Raw genomic sequence first — 17,635 nt, forward strand, 5'->3', positions numbered from 1 at the left:
TAGCTGATATTATTATCCATGAAGGGTGTTAATGATTACCTTTTGGATTATAAAGATGATATATTAAAATTATCAAAATCAATATATGATTTTGCTGAGCTTGGCAGCAGCGAATATAAATCATCTGGCCTTATATCAAAAAGGCTTGAGGATGCAGGCTTCTATGTTGAAATGCCATTCATGAACATGGACACGGCATTCAGGGCAGAGTTCGGTGATGGTAGACCATACATTGGACTGCTTGCAGAATATGATGCCCTGCCCAATGGCCATTCCTGCGGCCATAATCTAATATCGGCATGGGCATACGGCACAGCAGTGATTCTATCAAAGATGATAAATTCCGGAAAGATCATTGTCTTTGGAACCCCATCCGAGGAGGGTATAGGGCCATACGCCGGCAGCAAGGCCATAATGGCATCAAAGGGTGCATTTGATGATCTGGATTTTGTTATTGGCATGCATCCCGATGACCGCTGGGCCGTTGGCTCAAAGGCACTTGCAGATGCAGAGATGGAGTTTACATTTATAGGAAGGGCATCACACATGGCAGCATCGCCATGCCATGGCATAAATGCACTGGATGCACTTGTCGCATCTTATAATGCAATAAACAGCCTGCGTGACTGGGCAAGAAATGACAGGCATATAGTTATAGGTATGATAATAAAGGAAGGCGGAAAGGCATCAAATGTCGTTCCTGACAAAGCTGTTCTTGAGGTTGATATAAGATCAACATCATATGATTTTCTTATAAGATTTGTGTCAAAGGTAAAAAGGCTTGTTAAATCGATATCAGAGGGCTTTGGAACAAAATTGATTATAAGGGATTTAATGCCAGTTTACTCTGAATACAAACATAATTATACCATTGATAATATTATAGAGGACGAATTAAAAAAGATAAATATAAGACCATACAATATAGATAAATCCGATGAAATAGCCTCAGGAAGCACCGACGAGGCAAATGTAAGCCTAAGGGTTCCAACAGGCCATATAGATGTAAAAATAGGAAATAACCTGCCAGGGCATTCTGAGGAGTTCAGGCTTGCCGCGGACCCATATAATGCATCTGAGAACCTTATAAAGGCAATAAGGGCAACATGCAATTCAGTGCTTAGAATAATAAACGATCCTGAAATATTAAAAAAGGTTAGGAGTGATTTTAATGAATCGAATAAGGCCTGAGAGGCTAAAACCGGGTGATGAGATACGTGTTATAGCACCGGCAAGTGCGCCTGATCTTCTGAGACTTTCAAGGGGCGTTGCAAGGTTAAAGAAGCTTGGATTCAAGGTTTCACTTGGCAGAAACCTGAAAAAGCTTGTGCAGAGAAATGATCTTGCAGCACCTGCAAAGGAGAGGGCCGATGAATTAATGGCCGCTTTCAGGGATGATAACGTCAAGGCGGTAATATGTGCACGTGGTGGCTACGGCAGCATACATATTCTTCCATTAATAGATTACGATGTAATAAAGGAGCATCCAAAGATCTTTGTGGGCTACAGCGATATAACCGCATTGCACCTTGCGATAAACAGGAATACAAATTTAATAACGTTCCATGGCCCCATGGTTGCATCCGATATAGAAGAAATGAACAAGCCAACCTTTAAATCTTTCCTTGATGTGCTAATGGGTAAATCACAGAAGATAAATATATACGAGGATCGTATAATAAAATATATAATACCTGGAACCGTTGACGGCATATCCCTTGGGACAAATATATCACTGGTTGCCTCACTGCTTGGAACAAATTACCTCCCGGAGCCTGATAACAGGATATTCTTTATAGAGGATACGGATGTAACAACAGGAGATATCGATAGATACTTTTTCAGCATGAAGCTTGCCGGCATACTTGACAAGTTCAATGGCTTTGTCTTTGGCGATTTCAAGGCCATATTTGATAAGGAGGAGCCAATGCCGTCAATAGAGGACGTTGTTCAAAAATACATGAACGAGCTTAACAAGACATCGCTTTACGGCGCACCCTTTGGACATGGTGAGGAGCAGATGATAATACCATTAAATGCAAGGATAAGAATATCAAGCGAGGATCCATACATAGAATTAATAGAGGAGGTTGTAGATTAATTAAAATAATTTATTATAATATATAACCATGAAGGGCGATGATCTTTTCAGCGAGGCTTTAAAGCTTTTTCCGTCAGGTGTGAATTCACCTGTGAGATTTTACAGGCCTGTGCCTGTCATGTTTGAAAGGGGCCGTGGATCAAGGATTTATGATGTTAATGGAAAGGAATACATTGATTATTCCCTTGGCTTTGGGCCGATGATACTTGGCCATGCCGATCCTGACGTTGCTTCGGCTATAAAAAGGCAGGCCGATAACGGAATATTATTTGGTTCAATAACAGAAAACGAGGTAAGGCTTGGAAATATAATAAAAAACCATGTTAAATCAATAGAAAAGATGAGGTTTACAAATTCAGGAACCGAGGCAACCATGCATGCAATAAGGCTTGCCCGTGGATACACAAAAAGAAAGTACATATTAAAGATGGAGGGGGGCTTCCATGGAGCACATGACTATGCCTTAATAAAATCAGGCAGTGGCACAATGACCTTTGGGGTTCCATCATCAAACGGTGTGCCAGAGGAAATAACAAAAACTGTTCTTGTCGGCAAATACAATGATGAGAACAGCATAGAATCATTATTTAATGAATACGGAAATGATATAGCAGCGGTTATAACCGAGCCCATTCTTGGAAATATCGGTGTGATAAATCCTGAGCTCGGCTTCCTTGAATTCCTAAGGGAGATAACAAATAAATACAATTCACTTCTAATCTTTGATGAGGTTATAACAGGCTTTAGATTTGCATTCTCTGGATACCAGGATATAATAAATATAAAGCCGGATATTACAACAATGGGCAAGATCATAGGTGGTGGCGCACCCATAGGTTTATTTGGTTCATCATCAGAGATCATGGATTTAATATCACCATCAGGAAACGTCTATGAATCTGGTACATTTTCTGGAAATCCATTGAGCATGGCAGCCGGCATAGCTGCAATGGAAAAGCTCCAGGGCATGGACTACAGCAGGATAAATAATTATACAGCAGATCTGGTAAAATCTCTTTATGATATATTCAATGATAAAAACATAGACGTTAATATAAACCATTATGGCTCAATGTTCCAGATCTTTTTCAATAAAAATGAGGTTAAAACATACGATGATGCCATTAAATCTGATAAGGATAGATTCTTTAAATTCTTTAAAAAGATGCTTGATCATAACGTTTATCTGCCGCCAAGCCAGTTTGAAACAAACTTTGTCAGCTTTGCACATGGGCGTGATGATTTAAATAAAACCATTGAGGCAGCAAAGGAGGCGGTATCTTGCATATAAGGATAGGCACAAGGTCAAGCAAGCTTGCCATGATACAGGCCATGATGGTTAAGGACAGGCTTGATTCGCTTGGTATTGAAACCGAGGTTAAAGGTTTTACATCAAAGGGTGATATAAATCTTGACAGCCCGCTTTACAGTATTGGTGGTACCGGCGTCTTTGTTGATGATTTGAATAGAATGATACTAAAGAATGAGATAGACATAGCCGTGCATAGTGCCAAGGATATACCGTCCTTTATCGATGATTCACTGGAGATATCAGCTGTTCTAAAGAGGGATGACCCAAGGGATGTTTTAATATCACAGCATTCATTGAATGATCTTGAGGCATCATCTGTAATAGGCACATCAAGCCTTAGAAGAATAAAAGAATTAAAAACACTAAGGAATGATATATTAATAAAGGATCTAAGGGGAAATATAGATACAAGACTAAAAAAGCTTGATAACGGAGATTACGATGGGATTATAATGGCAAAGGCCGCCTATGATAGAATGAAGATAAACAGAAGGCATTTTATATTAAACTATGATGATTTCGTGCCGGCACCAAACCAGGGCATAATAGCAATCATTTCAAAAAAGGATTCAGAAATAAACGATGTATTGAAAAAGATAAATGACGATGAAACATACAATGATATGAAGGCTGAAAGATTAATACTGTCAGGCCTTAACCTTGGATGCTCAAAACCTGTCGGCATCTATGCACATAAAAATAGAATATTTATGAGGTTTTACTCATTAAAAAACGATGATTATAAAGACATTGTTATGGATTACAATAATATCGATCTTGAATTTATAAGAAGTGAGATACATGACTATGGATACTAGATTCATTGTAACAATCAGGCCGGCTGAAAAGTATAATGAAATAAAGGGATCCTGCTTTGATGTTATAAACATTCCGGTAACAAGGATCGTTGACCTTGAACCGCCGGTTATAGATTATAAACCTGATGTGATTGTTCTCACAAGCGAGCATGGGGCAGATCTGTTCTTTAAATATTATAATTTAAAAGGCATCTTCATGGCAATAGGCAGAAAAACAGGAGATGAGATAAAAAGGCATGGAATTAATCCATTAATACCTAAGGACGAGAGCTCATATGGTCTGATAAACCTCCTTGATAAATATAAGGATAAAAGGATTGCAATGTTCAGAAGCATGAAATCAAACAATATAATCAGGGATTATTTAATAAAAAATCACTTTGATTTTAAAGAATACTTTTTATATGATATAGTTCCTGTAAATAGTGATATATGCAATTATATAAATGATGATAAATGCATGGGTGTTGTTATAACATCATCAATGGAGGCCGAAATAATAGTATCAATGTGCCATGGTATAAAAAACGCATTCGCCATTGGAAGGGTCACAGAGGAAAAATTAAGATCCATGAATATAAATGTTATAAAAACAGGAAAATCTGATTTTATTGATCTTATAAAGGAGATAGATAAAATGTACTGCAAGTAGCGGGGAATGGATTTGAACCATTGATCTACGGGTTATGAGCCCGTCGGGATGTCCTGACTACCCCACCCCGCTGTATATATGGTATTGTAAATATATACTTAAATATTATCCAAAGGTCTGCTCCATCCTTTTGAATTTTATCTCTGAAACGGATTTCTCAAGATATGAGTAGACTGTTTTGTGCTTTCTCCCAAGGAGGAGCATCTCAACGGCCTCCTTTGAGTATCCTATGCCTATAAAGTCCCCTATTATTGATACAGTGTTTCCGCTAACAGATATATATGTATTTGTCAATTCCTCTATGATCTGCCTGGTCCTGCCATTCCTTCCTATGACACGGCCGCGAAGTTCATTTATCCTGTTTGAATTATGTCCTGCAAAATCTTTTAATGATATTACTATTAATTGCATGTTTTCGTTGAATAATGTAAGTGCCTTTTCAGGTGAGAAGCCGCGGGCTATTGCCTGGACAACGTTTAATGCTATTAATGCCTTTAATGCATCCTTTTTTTGATAAACGGTCACGAGGCCGGTCTTTGAATCTATGTCTATTACACTCTGGCCAAGCCTTTCTATTTCATTTTTTGTTTCGCCATTTTTGCCTATAACCACGGCAATTCTATTCATTGGTATCTTTAAACTGCCAGTCTCGTACATTTTAACCATCCACTATGCTTTTAAATATGATATCAGGATCTTTTTTAATACCTTTTCTGCTAAAGAAAGAGCATATATTATTAACATCCCTTTTTAAAAAATCATGGGCCATGGGATGCTTTATGCTTACTGATTGGCCGGTATCAATTATGTATATCTTCCTTCTGTAATATAAAATATTGTAATCGCTTAGATCCGCATGAACAAGGCCTGCGTTTCTATACATCTTTTTCATATTGTCAAGAACGGCATCAAAGATGTCATTAAAATCGGCATTATCGACGTATCTTAACTGTGGTGCCGGTGATTTTTTTGTTCCTATATAAGACATCAAAAGCACATTCTTATAAAAGCCCAGGGGCCTTGGAACAGAAACACCAGCGGACCTCATCTCACTTAGATTTGTGTATTCCTTCCTTGCCCATATGTAAACGATGTTAACACGATTAAGCTTTTCCCTTTCAAATCTGTAATCGCCAAGTATGTAATCACTGGTGTTTGAAAACTTCAACGTTGACATCTTATATATCTTTATCACAAGCGGCTTCCTATTGCTTAGAACCCTGAAAACAACTGATTCCTTGCCGCTTGATATTGGAAAATCAAACATATCGATATTATACTTTTTTATTACCTCGTATACTGCTATTAATGTCCTTTTATCAAAGACCAGTCCATAGGTCTTCCTGTCAAGATTGAATTTGTTTAAAAACTCGCCACTTTCTATCAATGTTTTAAGTGCACTTTCACTGCTTTTCGTTGAAGACATCTATAATCTCCGGCAACATATGGTTTCTGCTTAAATATGCTGCCTGCGTCTTTGTGTATCTGTAAATAATATCGCCCTTTTCATCCTGGAATTCCCAGGGCTTTACAATGACGAGATCTCCCTCTCTTATCCACATCCTCTTCTTCATCTTTCCTGGAATCCTGCAGTTCCTTGTAACGCCGTCCTCACACATGACTATTAACCGTGATGCACCTGACATTTTTTCAACTATACCGTATATTTCACCACTTTTTTTATTTGGTGTGATTACCCTTATCGTATTTTCATCATTATCGTTATCCATCCCATCTTAATTGCATCTATGCATATAAATATGATCAATAACAGATTCGTACTGAATGATTTTTTATTGTATTATTAAATAAATGAATAATTTACTTAAATTGATTAGGAAAACCTTATATATACATGTTCCATGATATCACTATGGTTGCGACTAACCAAAACATAGCCTCAGATGTAACAGAAGATAAGAAGCTGAAAAAAGCTTTATCAACATGGGATCTTCTGTTTCTAAGCCTTGGAGGTATAATAGGTTCAGGATGGTTATTTGCCGCAGCTGCCTCTGCAGGCACTGCAGGCCCTTCTGCAATATACGCATGGATAATAGGCGGTGTTCTTATAATATTTATAGCCCTTGTCTATGCGGAGCTTGGTGGCATGCTGCCCAGATCCGGTGCCATTGTCAGATATGGCCATTATTCTCATGGCGGCCTTGCCGGCTTAATTTTCGGATGGGCATACTTTCTCTCAGCAGTATCAGTTCCTGCTGTTGAGGCCGAGGGTGTTATAACCTATGCGGCCTCCTATACACCTAAATATCATATAATACTTGCAACAACATCGACAAACCCGATTACCGGAGCGCCCTTATTGATATTAACGCCGCTGGGCATACTGCTTGCCGCAATACTGATCGTTGCATTCTTCATGCTTAACTACGCCGGCGTTAGGTTAATGGGAAAAACAAACACAGGCATGACATGGTGGAAGTTAATAATACCGGCAGCAACGATAGTAATACTTTTCGTCGTGGGCTTTCATACATATGAATTCACTGATATAGCCAGCGGTGGCTTTTTGCCATACGGATGGCCTGCGGTCTTTGCTGCAGTATCAACAGACGGCATAGTCTTTTCATACCTTGGATTCAGGCAGGCTGTTGATTACGGTGGAGAGGCCAAAACACCGCAGAAATCTATACCAATAGCTGTCATAGGCTCCGTTTTAATAGGCATATTTGTTTACGTTCTTTTACAAGTTGTTTTCATAGGGCATTTAAATCTGGGTGCAATAGGAAACAACTGGTCAATATTAACAGCACCGCCCACCAGCAACGCCTATGCAACATCAGTAGCAAGCGCTCCTTTCGCATCACTGGCAACATCAGCAGGTCTTGTTGCATTAACATACATATTATACGCTGATGCATACGTATCACCATCAGGCACATTAAACGTCTATGCAGGAACGTCCGCAAGGACATTGTTCGGACTTGGTGAGAATGGATATTTACCTGAATCTGTAAAAAGGATTAACAAAAGGACAAAGGTACCGGTGCTTTCAATAATATTATCAATGATCATAGGTCTGGTATTTCTTGCACCCTTCCCAAGCTGGTATGCCCTGGTCGGTTTAATAACAAGCTCAACGGCGTTCACATACATAGTTGGTGGCTCGGCATTGATGGTCTTTAGAAGGGAGGCTGGTGAATTAAAAAGACCGTTTAAGCTTGCGGGTGCATCAATACTTGCCCCGATAGCATTCATAGGTGCAACATTGATAGTTTACTGGTCAGGCTGGCCAACCGTTGGCATACTATCCATAGCAATCTTCCTTGGACTGCTCGTTTACTTTATACTACTGCTGCTTGCAAGGTATAATATTGTTCACGGCATAGAGAACATATTCACAAACAAAACTATAAAGGCAGGTATCTGGGTTCCGGCATATATATTAATTCTTGATTTACTGTCATACATAGGTGAGAAGGACTATGGCGGCATAGGCATATTAAAGTTCCCGATAGATTTCCTTGTTGTCATAGTCGTTGGAATAATATTCTATGTAATATCATACTACTCCGGATACAGAACAGAGGAGATAAGCAATATAATCGAGTCAGGAACACAGTACATAGGTGAAGAAACAGAAACTGCAGGTGCAAAATAATTTAAATAAAAATTTTTTATTTTTAATTAATGATAAGGATAGGTTTAATAATACCTGCAAATAACGCTGCAATAGAATATGATTTGTATAACATGCCACATGATGATATGAGCTTTCATTTTACAAGGATGAGATCCACCGGCGGCTGTGAGCCAAGGGATGTAAAACAGTTTAAAAGGGATTTAAATAATGCATTTAAAATGCTTGAATGGTCTGACATCATTGTCTATGGAAGAACCTATGGCACACATAAAAACATGGATTCAATCATCGAGATATTGAAAAATCCAATTATACCTGAAATAGCGGTAAAAAATTTTTTAAATGATAATAATTATAGATCTGTATTTATAGGCACACCTTATATATATGAAAGGGCTAAAAAGGAATCCGAATTTTTTAATGATTATAATGTAACCGGATTCTTCTATATGAATAAAATATACGGAATAGACATTTCAAACACCAAACCTGATGAGATTATATCCATGCTTGATGAAAATTCCGATAAAATAAAGGATGCAGATGCAATATATATAGCCTGCACGGCATTGAGCACATCAAATATACTAAACCGTATAAGGGATGAATTTAATAGACCGGTTATATCCGAGAACTCTGCAATACTCTATGGTATTGAAAGGGCCCTGGATATAAATATTAATATACCTGGTCTTTGATTATTTCTGCCTTATTATTATGCTTTTTATGTGGAAATACCTTGAAACCGCATCCTTCATGAGTTTTATGTTCCTGCTATCCTTTCCTATAGCACGGCCTATGTTCTCAGGTGCAATTGTAAGATAGATTGTTGTCTGGTTTTCCTTCCAGTATATCTCTATTTCCCTAATCTCGTATTTAAAGAAGAGATTTTTTACAAATGTGAGAAGATCGCTGGAATATTCGGCCAGTAGTATCCTTTTGTTTATCTTTTCCTTCAGTGCGCTTATTATATCAGGATTCCTTTTAAATATCTCGGCAAGCTTTCTCTCACCGACGACAAAAAGGATCATTTCTTCGTTCTCAAGGCATTCATAAACCCTTGTCTTTGCATAGCTCTCAAAAAGTTTTATATTTTCAAGCGTTTTATTATCTATTGTTATTTCATTCATGCTTAACCCTCTTTATACCACTGTAGACCAGGTTAATTGCTCCCGTACCAAGGGTTATCGGCTGGCCCACAATAATATTTTCTGCAACTCCGGCAAGCTGGTCAACCTCACCAAGGAGGCCTGCCTTCAAAAGATGCTTTGATGTTATCTCAAATGCTGCCCTGGCAAGAACGCTGCTCTTCCTGCCGGATATACCCTGACGGCCAACAGCCCTGACGTTTCCTGAAAAAGTCATCATGTCTGCAACAAGCATTAAATGCCTTTTGTCGACATTTAAACCCTGCTCGCTTAATGTTCTTTCTGCCTCAAGGTATATTGCATTCCTTGCAGCCTCTATACCAAGAACCTGCTCGATTTCAATAATATCGTTGGTGTAGGTCCTTGTCGGATCGACCTCATCGATATCAAGAACGCCCTTTAGATTAGAACCCTGCGTGTATATCTTCCAGCAGCGTTCTGAATTATCGTACCTTGCTATGGCCCTTTTTATCTTTGGAACGCCCTTTATTGTTAGCGATTTTAGATCCTCCTGGGTTTGATAAAGTTTTTTGAATGATTCCTGCTGCAGCTTAACAAGTATTGTTTTATCATCTGTCTGTGCTGCCATTATGCCCTTTAATTTCTGTATTACATTCATTATATCATTGATGTTTACAAGCCTTTCATTGCTCTTCCTTTCATCAAGCTTAACGGTAATGCTCATCTCAGAAACGTCTGTGATTATATCCGCAACATCTATTAATGCCGTGTTTTCAAGTGTTTTTATCAGCTCCCTTACCTTTTCCTCGTTGTTTGAATACTCCTTTTTAAGGTATATTGTCATTGATGGTGTGCTTGGAACCCTTCTTGCATCAACGATCTCAATTAACCTTGGAAGGCCAAGCGTAACGTTCATCTCAACGACACCGGCGAAGTGGAAAGTCCTCATTGTCATCTGTGTTCCAGGCTCCCCTATGCTCTGGGCTGCTATAATTCCAACAGCCTCGTATGGATCTATCTCCTTTTTTTGCAATTCTGAAATAACGCGGTTTAAAAGCTTTTCATACTTTTCGGTGCTCAGGGATTTTTTGTATTTTACAAGCTTTTCTGCAACTGATACAGGGAGTTTAAATCCAAGATTTAAACCATCGTTTATAACTGATTGAACATCGCTGTTGATGTTTACCTCAGAGACCTCCTTTATCTCAACTTTTATGAGATCGCCCATGGCAAAAGATGATAGCTCATCAATTTTTTTATCCATTTTGAACTGGTCTATATTTATTGCATCAATCTTTTCGATTGATTCTATTTTTATCATTTTTTTAAGGTTGTTCTTCCTCTTTTTAATAATCTTATCTGAATCATTGAAATTTGCCACATCAGATATTATAACATGGTATTCAAAATCCTTCTTGTTTAATGTTATGTAGCCGTCACTGCAATTCTCAACGTTGAATTCAAATGCGTAATAGCATGGCACATTCTTTATAATATTATTCACATTTGCCTTTGTATCCTTCCATAGCAATGAGCTCATTGTTCATCACCCAGCTCATCATATGCAAGGTAATCAATATCTATGGTCTCGCCCTCATCGCTTCTTGTTGGGTCTATTCCATCCTCACCATATTTAAACTGAATTATTGAGCCAAGTGTATCCTCAACACGCCTGTCCTCGTCTGCCTTTAGATCCTCGAATGCGTTTATTAACCTTCTCTGCATGTAACCGCTCCTTGATGTACGTACTGCTATATCAACGAGACCCTCACGGCCTCCAATACTGTGGAAGAAGTACTCCGTTGGGCTTAAACCTGAACGGTATGATGATTTCACAAAGCCCCTGGCGTATGCGCCAAGATCGTTTTCCTTGAAATGCGGTAATGTTCTTCCACTGTAACCCCTGTTAAGCCTGCCTCCCCTGACCGACTGCTGGCCAACCATACCTGCGACCTCTGCTATGTTAAGCATCTTGGCCCTGGCACCGGATCTTGCCATTATAACTGATGGATCGTTTAAACCAAGGTATGATGATGCTATCTTACCTGATTCATCCCTGACTGAACCTGTCTCGGCAAGGATCTCGACCTCCAGTGTATCCTCTATGGATCTGCCCGGGGCAGGCTGAAGCTGACCCCTCCTGTAGGCATCAACCAGTTTATCTATCTTTTCTATCGTTGCATTGGCTATTTCATCTATTCTTGATATTGCATCTTCTGGTATATCATAATCCCTAATACCTGTGGAGAAACCGCGGTACGATATAAAGCCTATGGCAAGCCTTGTTACATTATCAAGGAACCTTGCGGCTGCATCCGGGCCGTATTTTCTGAATATTTTATCGACAATGACCCCTGAGAACGGACCAACGGCCTCATCATCTATTGTACCGTGTATTAATTTACCATCCCTTATAACAACGTATATATCATTCGGGTCGTTTTCGTATTCACATTTATCCTTTGCGCCTGAGCAAAGATGGCTTTTGAACTTCACATTTAATCCAGGAGGCAGGGTCAATGAGAATATATCTCTACCGTGATAATATCTTTTACCATCGATTATGACTGGTTCTGGCATCCTGCTTATATCCATGTACGATGTCATATGAAGTGTTTCCTCTTCTGTGAATAATGGATTATTATGCGTTAACAAGAATAACGCTGTTATATGGTCGTGAATTGCCCCTATGATTGGTCCGCCAAACCTTGGTGACATTATCTGTTCCTGGACCTTCATAATAATCCTTGCCTCTGCCCTGGCCTCCTCGCTCTGAACCACGTGTAAATTCATCTCATCGCCGTCAAAATCAGCATTGTATGGTGTACAGACTGCGAGATTAAATCTGAATGTTAAGCCTGGAAGTATTCTCACAGTATGGGCCATCATGGACATCCTGTGAAGTGATGGCTGCCTGTTGAATAGAACAATATCACCCTCGTTGAGCTGCCTCTCAACGGTCCAGCCTATGTCAAGCCTCTTGGAATTTTCCTCGGCATTGTCCTTTGTGATTTTTACACGCCTGCCATCAGGCCTTATTAGATAATTAACACCTGCAATGTATTTTCCATTGTTTTCTGGATTTGGACCGCGTTTAACCCACTCACGCATTACATCTATGTTAAATGCGTTTACAGTTACCGGTACGGTCATCTCCCTTGCGGCCCTTTCAGGAACGCCAACCTCATTTATTGATAAAAATGGCTCAGGCGATATAACAGTACGTGATGAAAAGTTCACACGCTTTCCTGAAAGGTTTGCACGGAACCTGCCCTCCTTACCCTTTAAACGCTGAACCAGTGTCTTTAATGCACGTCCTGACCTGTGCCTTGCCGGTGGTATTCCAGCAGTCTGGTTATCAAAGTATGTTGTGACATGATACTGCAATAGATCCCATAGATCCTCGATAATCAGCTGTGGAGAGCCGTTATCCCTGCTTTCCCTTAATCTCTGGCTTATCCTTATTATATCAACAAGTTTATGTGTTAGATCATCCTCGCTGCGCTCTCCCGTTTCAAGTGTTATCGAGGGCCTTACGTTTATTGGTGGCACAGGAAGCACGGTTAAGACCATCCATTCGGGTCTTGCAGAATCCTTGTTTAAACCGTAGAATATTAAATCATCATCTGGTATCCTTTCAAGCCTTTCCCTGATCTCCTTTGGTGTGATCTTTATTGAGCCCTCCCTGAAGGTTGTTGGCTTATCAATAATCGTTTTTGGACTTTCAGAGCCACAGTGGGGGCATATCTCCCTTGATGATGCCAGATCGGTTATCTTCCTTAATTTAATGTCTATGATTTCAGGATCATCCCTTACAAAGTTCAGGTCCTCTATACTCTTTTTATAGTTCTCGATCTCCTCATCAGTTAATTTTATCCTGCCACAGACCTTGCAGGATGAATCCAGCATTGTTTTTATTTCCTTGACGAAACCGACGTGCACAACTGGCATTGCAAGCTCTATGTGCCCGAAGTGTCCCGGGCATTCATCAACCTTGCCACCGCAGGTTGCGCATCTCAGACCTGGCTCTATAACACCCATATGAAGATCCATTAAACCCTTATCAATTGGATATCCATCATCATCGTATGTATCCGGTGTTATCACCTTAACCTGGGACATCTTTCTTATCTCATCAGGTGATAGCAGCGCAAATTTAATATCCTTAATTCTCTTTGAAACGTTATTAAAATTCATCTCATATCACCCAGCTCAAGCCTCATAATAATACCAAGTGAACTTAATTCATCACGCATCAATTTAAATGCGTAGCTTGTTTCTATTGGGTATATATTACCTGTATTGCCGCAAACAGGGCATTTTAAGGCTCCACGCTTGAAATCATATATAGCTATATGTCCGCAGGATGGATTTCCGCAGACGTAAAGTATTGTGCCATCACTCTGGTCCAGCAGGCGATCCTTTATAACCATGGATGCACCGTGTGCTATTAATGTATCACGCTCCATCTCTCCGAAACGGAGACCGCCCTGTCTTGAACGTCCCTCGGTTGGCTGTCTTGTTAATATCTGCACCGGACCCCTGGAACGGGCATGGAACTTGTTTGCAACCATGTGATGCAGCTTCTGGTAATATATAACACCGATAAAGATCCTTGCCTTGAATTTCCTTCCGGTGATGCCATCGTACATTACCTCCTCGCCTGATTCGCTGAAACCGTATTTCTTTAATTCCTCACGGAGGCTCTTCTCAGGCTCACCGTCAAAGATCGTTGAATCTATATTCTCGCCCGTGGCCGTTGAGACCTTTGCACCCATCATTTCCAGGACATGACCAAGTGTCATCCTTGATGGAACTGAATGCGGATTGAATAGTAGATCCGGAATTATACCATCCTCTGTAAATGGCATGTCCTCCTGTGGAACAACGGCGCCTATAACGCCCTTCTGGCCATGCCTGGATGCAAATTTATCTCCGGGCTGCGGTGTCCTGTCCATTCTTACCTTTACCTTTACGATGCGGCTGTTGCTCTCTGATACCGTTAAAAAGACGTTATCAACGTAGCCTGATTCGTTTGGCCTCATTGTAACAGATGATTCACGGCGCCTCATTGGACCAAGCTTATCTGCGTTCTCCTCCAGGAACCTTGGCGGTGATGTCTTTCCAACAAGGACGTCTGAGCCGTTAACCTCTGATTCCGGATATATTATACCGCTTTCATCGAGATTCTTGTAATACTCCTCGGCGCGGGCGCCCAAAACATCATGTGTTGGAATCTCGAATCTATCCTCCTGGCCTCCGGGATACCTTATCTCCTCTGCTGTGTATGTCCTGAAGAATGCACTCCTTCCAAGGCCGCGCTCTATTGATGCCTTGTTCATGACTATGGCATCCTGTATGTTATATCCCTGGTATGATACTATTGCAACGACAAAATTCTGGCCGGCCGGCTTGTTATTGTACTTTATAAAGTCCATGACCTTTGTCTTAACCAGAGGAACCTGTGGATAATGCAGCAGATGGCCGCGTGTATCAACCCTTATTCTATAATTTGCCGCCGGCAGTCCTATTGACTGCTTTGTCATTGCAGATGCCATTGTTATCCTTGGTGATGAGTTATGCTCAGGATATGGTATCAAAGATGCAACAACACCGAGTATCATTGATGGATCTATCTCACAATGTGTATGCTCACTGGTTAAAAGTGATTTTCCATCAAAATGGGCATGGCATTTATCACATTCAAGCACAATATTATCCTCACCTGGATTTACCCATGTAACCATGTCGCGGTAAAGTATTGAGTTGCAGTTCGGGCACCTCTCAGGATAAGAAAATGGGTAAACCGCTATGTAAGAGTTTTCCTCCTCCTCGGCATCAAGCCATTCGATTGCACCAAGGTTTACAAGATCATCTATTGTGTAATCACCCATCTTTAACTTTTCAACCATGTCCCTGTTTAAAACGGTTTTACCATCATTAACTATCAGCAATGGCCTTCTTAATCTGCCGCGATCACAGTTCATTATAACCTCGTTTGTTTTGTTATCATATCTTATGTTAAGCTCCTGTGATATCCTTCCTGCGCGCCTGAGATCGCGGACCGTGTTAACAAAGGCAATAGGATCGTTATGATAGCCTATGAAATCGCCGTTTAAATATATTCTTGATGATGATTCCTCGGATTCAACATCATATATTCCAAGGTTCTTTATCTTATCTATTATTATATCAGGGTCTATTCCCTGGGTAACGTTTATTATTAATGCGGCATTTTTAACAAGACCGCAGTTCTGGCCCTCAGGTGTTTCATTTGGGCAGATCCTTCCCCACTGCGTTGGATGTAGATCCCTGGCCTCAAAATGCGGCTGTGACCTTGTTAATGGCGATATAATACGCCTTAGGTGGCTTAGCGTGCTCACATTTGATGTTCTGTCAAGAAGCTGTGAAACGCCTGTCCTGCCGCCTATCCAGTTTCCGGTGGCCATCGAATGCAGTATTTTTTGGGTCAAGAGATCCTGCCTTACAGCGGGCCTTATCCTTATACCACGTTTTCTGTTATAAGTTTTTTCAAGCTGATATTTTAAATCCTTCATTATGCTCTGGAAGGCATTTGCAAATAATTCGTCAAGCAGATCGCCTGCAAGCTTTATTCTTTTATTTGCATAATGATCCTTGTCATCCTCCTGCCTTATGCCAAGATTAAGCTCAAGAAGTGATCTTGCCATCCTGCCAAGGTAAAGGGCCTTTTTATATCTGTCATCAACGGTGTCTCCAAGATGCGGTAATAATGATCTGTCAAGCATCTGCGTTATCTTTTTCTCCCTGAATTCCTTTGCCTGACCTGATGCAAACCTCTTTTCAAGGTATGATATCGCATCATCGGTTGTATTAATGCCGTTTGGTGGCAGTACCTTTGGATTCCTTGCCTCCTCTATGTTTGCATATATAATAGGATCCATTCTAATATCCGAGAATATTGCGTTGTGTATCTCTATATCCTTATCCATCCCAAGGGCCTTCATTAATATTACCAGAGGCACTGTTCCGGCAACTGTTGGTATTGAAACGTTGATAATACCGTCGTTGCCCTTTTCCATTGATGTTAATGCCCTGAAGTTACCCTTCTGTGAGAAAACCTTTGCAACCTCGACCTTGTTATCATACTTTTCCTCGTATTCAACGAGTATCTTGTTTGGTGCAAGATCCTCTATTGAAACTATAACACGCTCTGAACCGCCTATGATGAAATAGCCGCCGGTATCATTTGGGTCCTCGCCAACGTATTGCAGCTTTTCTGTTCTGGTTGCGTTTATGGGCCCGTTGTTCTTTTCTATGTAAATATCAAGATTGTTTCCTGTTAATGTGCATATCTTTGATCTGACCATTACCGGAATGTCACCAATCTTTATTGTATCGTTATCCTTCTCGATGCCGTCCTCGAAAATTCTTAATCTCAGCATGACAGGCGCCATGTAGTTTAAATCCCTGATCCTGGCCTCCTGAGGTGTTATTTGATTCGATGCACCAGATGCCTCCTTTATCTCGGGCTTTTCGACCCATATCGTCGGCTCCCCTGATGGCTTTCCGTTCTCACGGATCCTGCCAAAGTATATTTTAATCTCCTTTCCACGCGTTTTAACAGGATCAAGTAAAATCACACCTGGTTCAGAATCATCTGAAACCTTTGTTTCATCAACAATTTCCTGCATTCTATTGTTTGGATTATCCTTTGTTGCGTAAAAATGGTTCATTGACTCTATTTGATAGTTAACAACACTTTCAGTTTTAAAAAAATAATCAAGAATTGGATTCATTCAAAACACCCCTTTAACAGTCACACGGTAATACTCATAATAGCCTGCCGTTGGACTCTTCCTTATAATTTTAATGATCCTGTTCTCGCCAATCTTTGTATTAAGTGCCTCCTCCAGCGCCCTAATTGCCGGATCTGTTAAACTGATCTTCGGCAATGCCTCCTTTGTTGTTTTAAGCTCTGAAAGAATCTTATCCTCATCTTCCACTGGTACAAGATGATGCTCTGGTACTATCTCGTGCTCGAGCACATTAAACTTACTCAT

General features: G+C 40.2%; 15 protein-coding genes and 1 tRNA gene. 7 read left to right on the plus strand and 9 right to left on the minus strand.

The features are described from left to right. Positions 1 to 18: 18 nt before the first annotated feature. Genes B8780_RS07630 through B8780_RS07650 form a run of 5 tightly spaced genes read left to right on the plus strand, consistent with a single transcriptional unit; the run spans position 19 to position 4,883 of the window. Complete coding sequence (locus tag B8780_RS07630) at positions 19 to 1,191, plus strand: M20 family metallopeptidase (protein ID WP_084273251.1); 1,173 nt, start codon at positions 19 to 21, stop codon at positions 1,189 to 1,191. Continuing rightward, positions 1,172 to 2,101 carry a S66 peptidase family protein gene (locus B8780_RS07635; RefSeq protein WP_011177048.1) on the plus strand — a complete coding sequence of 310 codons (930 nt, stop codon included), beginning with the start codon at positions 1,172 to 1,174 and terminating at the stop codon, positions 2,099 to 2,101. The genes B8780_RS07630 and B8780_RS07635 overlap by 20 nt, the downstream gene beginning before the upstream one ends. 28 nt (positions 2,102 to 2,129) lie before the next feature. After that, entirely contained in the window at positions 2,130 to 3,392 is a 1,263-nt protein-coding gene (hemL, locus tag B8780_RS07640; RefSeq protein WP_084273252.1) for a glutamate-1-semialdehyde 2,1-aminomutase, read from the plus strand. Next, complete coding sequence (hemC, locus tag B8780_RS07645; RefSeq protein WP_084273253.1) at positions 3,383 to 4,231, plus strand: hydroxymethylbilane synthase; 849 nt, start codon at positions 3,383 to 3,385, stop codon at positions 4,229 to 4,231. Before hemL ends, hemC begins: the two co-directional genes overlap by 10 nt. Continuing rightward, entirely contained in the window at positions 4,215 to 4,883 is a 669-nt protein-coding gene (locus tag B8780_RS07650; RefSeq protein WP_084273254.1) for a uroporphyrinogen-III synthase, read from the plus strand. The genes hemC and B8780_RS07650 overlap by 17 nt, the downstream gene beginning before the upstream one ends. On the opposite strand, the gene B8780_RS07655 is transcribed toward B8780_RS07650, so the two are convergent. The 4 genes from B8780_RS07655 to eif1A all read right to left on the minus strand — a co-directional run bounded on the left by B8780_RS07655 (position 4,881) and on the right by eif1A (position 6,613). Further along, positions 4,881 to 4,955 (minus strand) — tRNA-Met (locus B8780_RS07655). The genes B8780_RS07650 and B8780_RS07655 overlap by 3 nt on opposite strands. Positions 4,956 to 4,988: 33 nt before the next feature. Further along, the gene (locus B8780_RS07660; RefSeq protein WP_236719423.1) at positions 4,989 to 5,540 is read right to left on the minus strand and encodes a KH domain-containing protein; all 552 of its coding nucleotides are present in this window, start codon (positions 5,538 to 5,540) and stop codon (positions 4,989 to 4,991) included. Between the two features lies 1 nt (position 5,541). Further along, the gene (locus B8780_RS07665) at positions 5,542 to 6,309 is read right to left on the minus strand and encodes a serine protein kinase RIO (protein ID WP_084273256.1); all 768 of its coding nucleotides are present in this window, start codon (positions 6,307 to 6,309) and stop codon (positions 5,542 to 5,544) included. Next, positions 6,287 to 6,613, minus strand: coding sequence for a translation initiation factor eIF-1A (eif1A, locus tag B8780_RS07670; protein WP_011177054.1), 327 nt, complete (start codon positions 6,611 to 6,613; stop codon positions 6,287 to 6,289). Before eif1A ends, B8780_RS07665 begins: the two co-directional genes overlap by 23 nt. 143 nt (positions 6,614 to 6,756) lie before the next feature. On the opposite strand from eif1A, the gene B8780_RS07675 reads away from it, so the two are divergent. Both B8780_RS07675 and B8780_RS07680 read left to right on the plus strand, forming a co-directional pair. Further along, positions 6,757 to 8,502, plus strand: a complete 1,746-nt coding sequence (locus B8780_RS07675) for an APC family permease (protein WP_236719424.1) — start codon at positions 6,757 to 6,759, stop codon at positions 8,500 to 8,502. Positions 8,503 to 8,531: 29 nt separating this feature from the next. Further along, entirely contained in the window at positions 8,532 to 9,182 is a 651-nt protein-coding gene (locus tag B8780_RS07680; RefSeq protein ID WP_084273258.1) for an aspartate racemase/maleate isomerase family protein, read from the plus strand. Here B8780_RS07680 and B8780_RS07685 read toward each other — a convergent pair whose 3' ends face one another. Genes B8780_RS07685 through B8780_RS07705 form a run of 5 tightly spaced genes read right to left on the minus strand, consistent with a single transcriptional unit; the run spans position 9,183 to position 17,635 of the window. Further along, positions 9,183 to 9,614 carry a NusA-like transcription termination signal-binding factor gene (locus tag B8780_RS07685; protein ID WP_011177057.1) on the minus strand — a complete coding sequence of 144 codons (432 nt, stop codon included), beginning with the start codon at positions 9,612 to 9,614 and terminating at the stop codon, positions 9,183 to 9,185. After that, entirely contained in the window at positions 9,607 to 11,133 is a 1,527-nt protein-coding gene (rpoA2, locus tag B8780_RS07690; RefSeq protein WP_084273259.1) for a DNA-directed RNA polymerase subunit A'', read from the minus strand. Before rpoA2 ends, B8780_RS07685 begins: the two co-directional genes overlap by 8 nt. After that, positions 11,130 to 13,790 (minus strand): DNA-directed RNA polymerase subunit A', encoded by a 2,661-nt coding sequence (gene rpoA1, locus B8780_RS07695; protein WP_084273260.1) that lies wholly within the window; start codon positions 13,788 to 13,790, stop codon positions 11,130 to 11,132. Before rpoA1 ends, rpoA2 begins: the two co-directional genes overlap by 4 nt. Further along, the gene (locus B8780_RS07700; RefSeq protein ID WP_084273261.1) at positions 13,787 to 17,371 is read right to left on the minus strand and encodes a DNA-directed RNA polymerase subunit B; all 3,585 of its coding nucleotides are present in this window, start codon (positions 17,369 to 17,371) and stop codon (positions 13,787 to 13,789) included. The genes rpoA1 and B8780_RS07700 overlap by 4 nt, the downstream gene beginning before the upstream one ends. Continuing rightward, entirely contained in the window at positions 17,372 to 17,635 is a 264-nt protein-coding gene (locus B8780_RS07705; protein ID WP_011177061.1) for a DNA-directed RNA polymerase subunit H, read from the minus strand.

It is taken from the genome of Picrophilus oshimae DSM 9789 (genome assembly GCF_900176435.1).
Taxonomy (GTDB): domain Archaea; phylum Thermoplasmatota; class Thermoplasmata; order Thermoplasmatales; family Thermoplasmataceae; genus Picrophilus; species Picrophilus oshimae.

Bases quoted from the DNA above. Each gene is read 5' to 3' on its own strand.
- B8780_RS07635 (WP_011177048.1), top strand. From the start codon at position 1,172: ATGAATCGAATAAGGCCTGAGAGGCTAAAACCGGGTGATGAGATACGT.
- hemL (WP_084273252.1), top strand. From the start codon at position 2,130: ATGAAGGGCGATGATCTTTTCAGCGAGGCTTTAAAGCTTTTTCCGTCA.
- rpoA2 (WP_084273259.1), bottom strand. From the start codon at position 11,133: ATGAGCTCATTGCTATGGAAGGATACAAAGGCAAATGTGAATAATATT.
- B8780_RS07665 (WP_084273256.1), bottom strand. From the start codon at position 6,309: ATGTCTTCAACGAAAAGCAGTGAAAGTGCACTTAAAACATTGATAGAA.
- B8780_RS07660 (WP_236719423.1), bottom strand. From the start codon at position 5,540: ATGTACGAGACTGGCAGTTTAAAGATACCAATGAATAGAATTGCCGTG.
- B8780_RS07675 (WP_236719424.1), top strand. From the start codon at position 6,757: ATGGTTGCGACTAACCAAAACATAGCCTCAGATGTAACAGAAGATAAG.
- B8780_RS07705 (WP_011177061.1), bottom strand. From the start codon at position 17,635: ATGAGTAAGTTTAATGTGCTCGAGCACGAGATAGTACCAGAGCATCAT.
- eif1A (WP_011177054.1), bottom strand. From the start codon at position 6,613: ATGGATAACGATAATGATGAAAATACGATAAGGGTAATCACACCAAAT.
- B8780_RS07685 (WP_011177057.1), bottom strand. From the start codon at position 9,614: ATGAATGAAATAACAATAGATAATAAAACGCTTGAAAATATAAAACTT.
- rpoA1 (WP_084273260.1), bottom strand. From the start codon at position 13,790: ATGAATTTTAATAACGTTTCAAAGAGAATTAAGGATATTAAATTTGCG.
- B8780_RS07650 (WP_084273254.1), top strand. From the start codon at position 4,215: ATGACTATGGATACTAGATTCATTGTAACAATCAGGCCGGCTGAAAAG.
- B8780_RS07630 (WP_084273251.1), top strand. From the start codon at position 19: ATGAAGGGTGTTAATGATTACCTTTTGGATTATAAAGATGATATATTA.
- B8780_RS07680 (WP_084273258.1), top strand. From the start codon at position 8,532: ATGATAAGGATAGGTTTAATAATACCTGCAAATAACGCTGCAATAGAA.
- B8780_RS07700 (WP_084273261.1), bottom strand. From the start codon at position 17,371: ATGAATCCAATTCTTGATTATTTTTTTAAAACTGAAAGTGTTGTTAAC.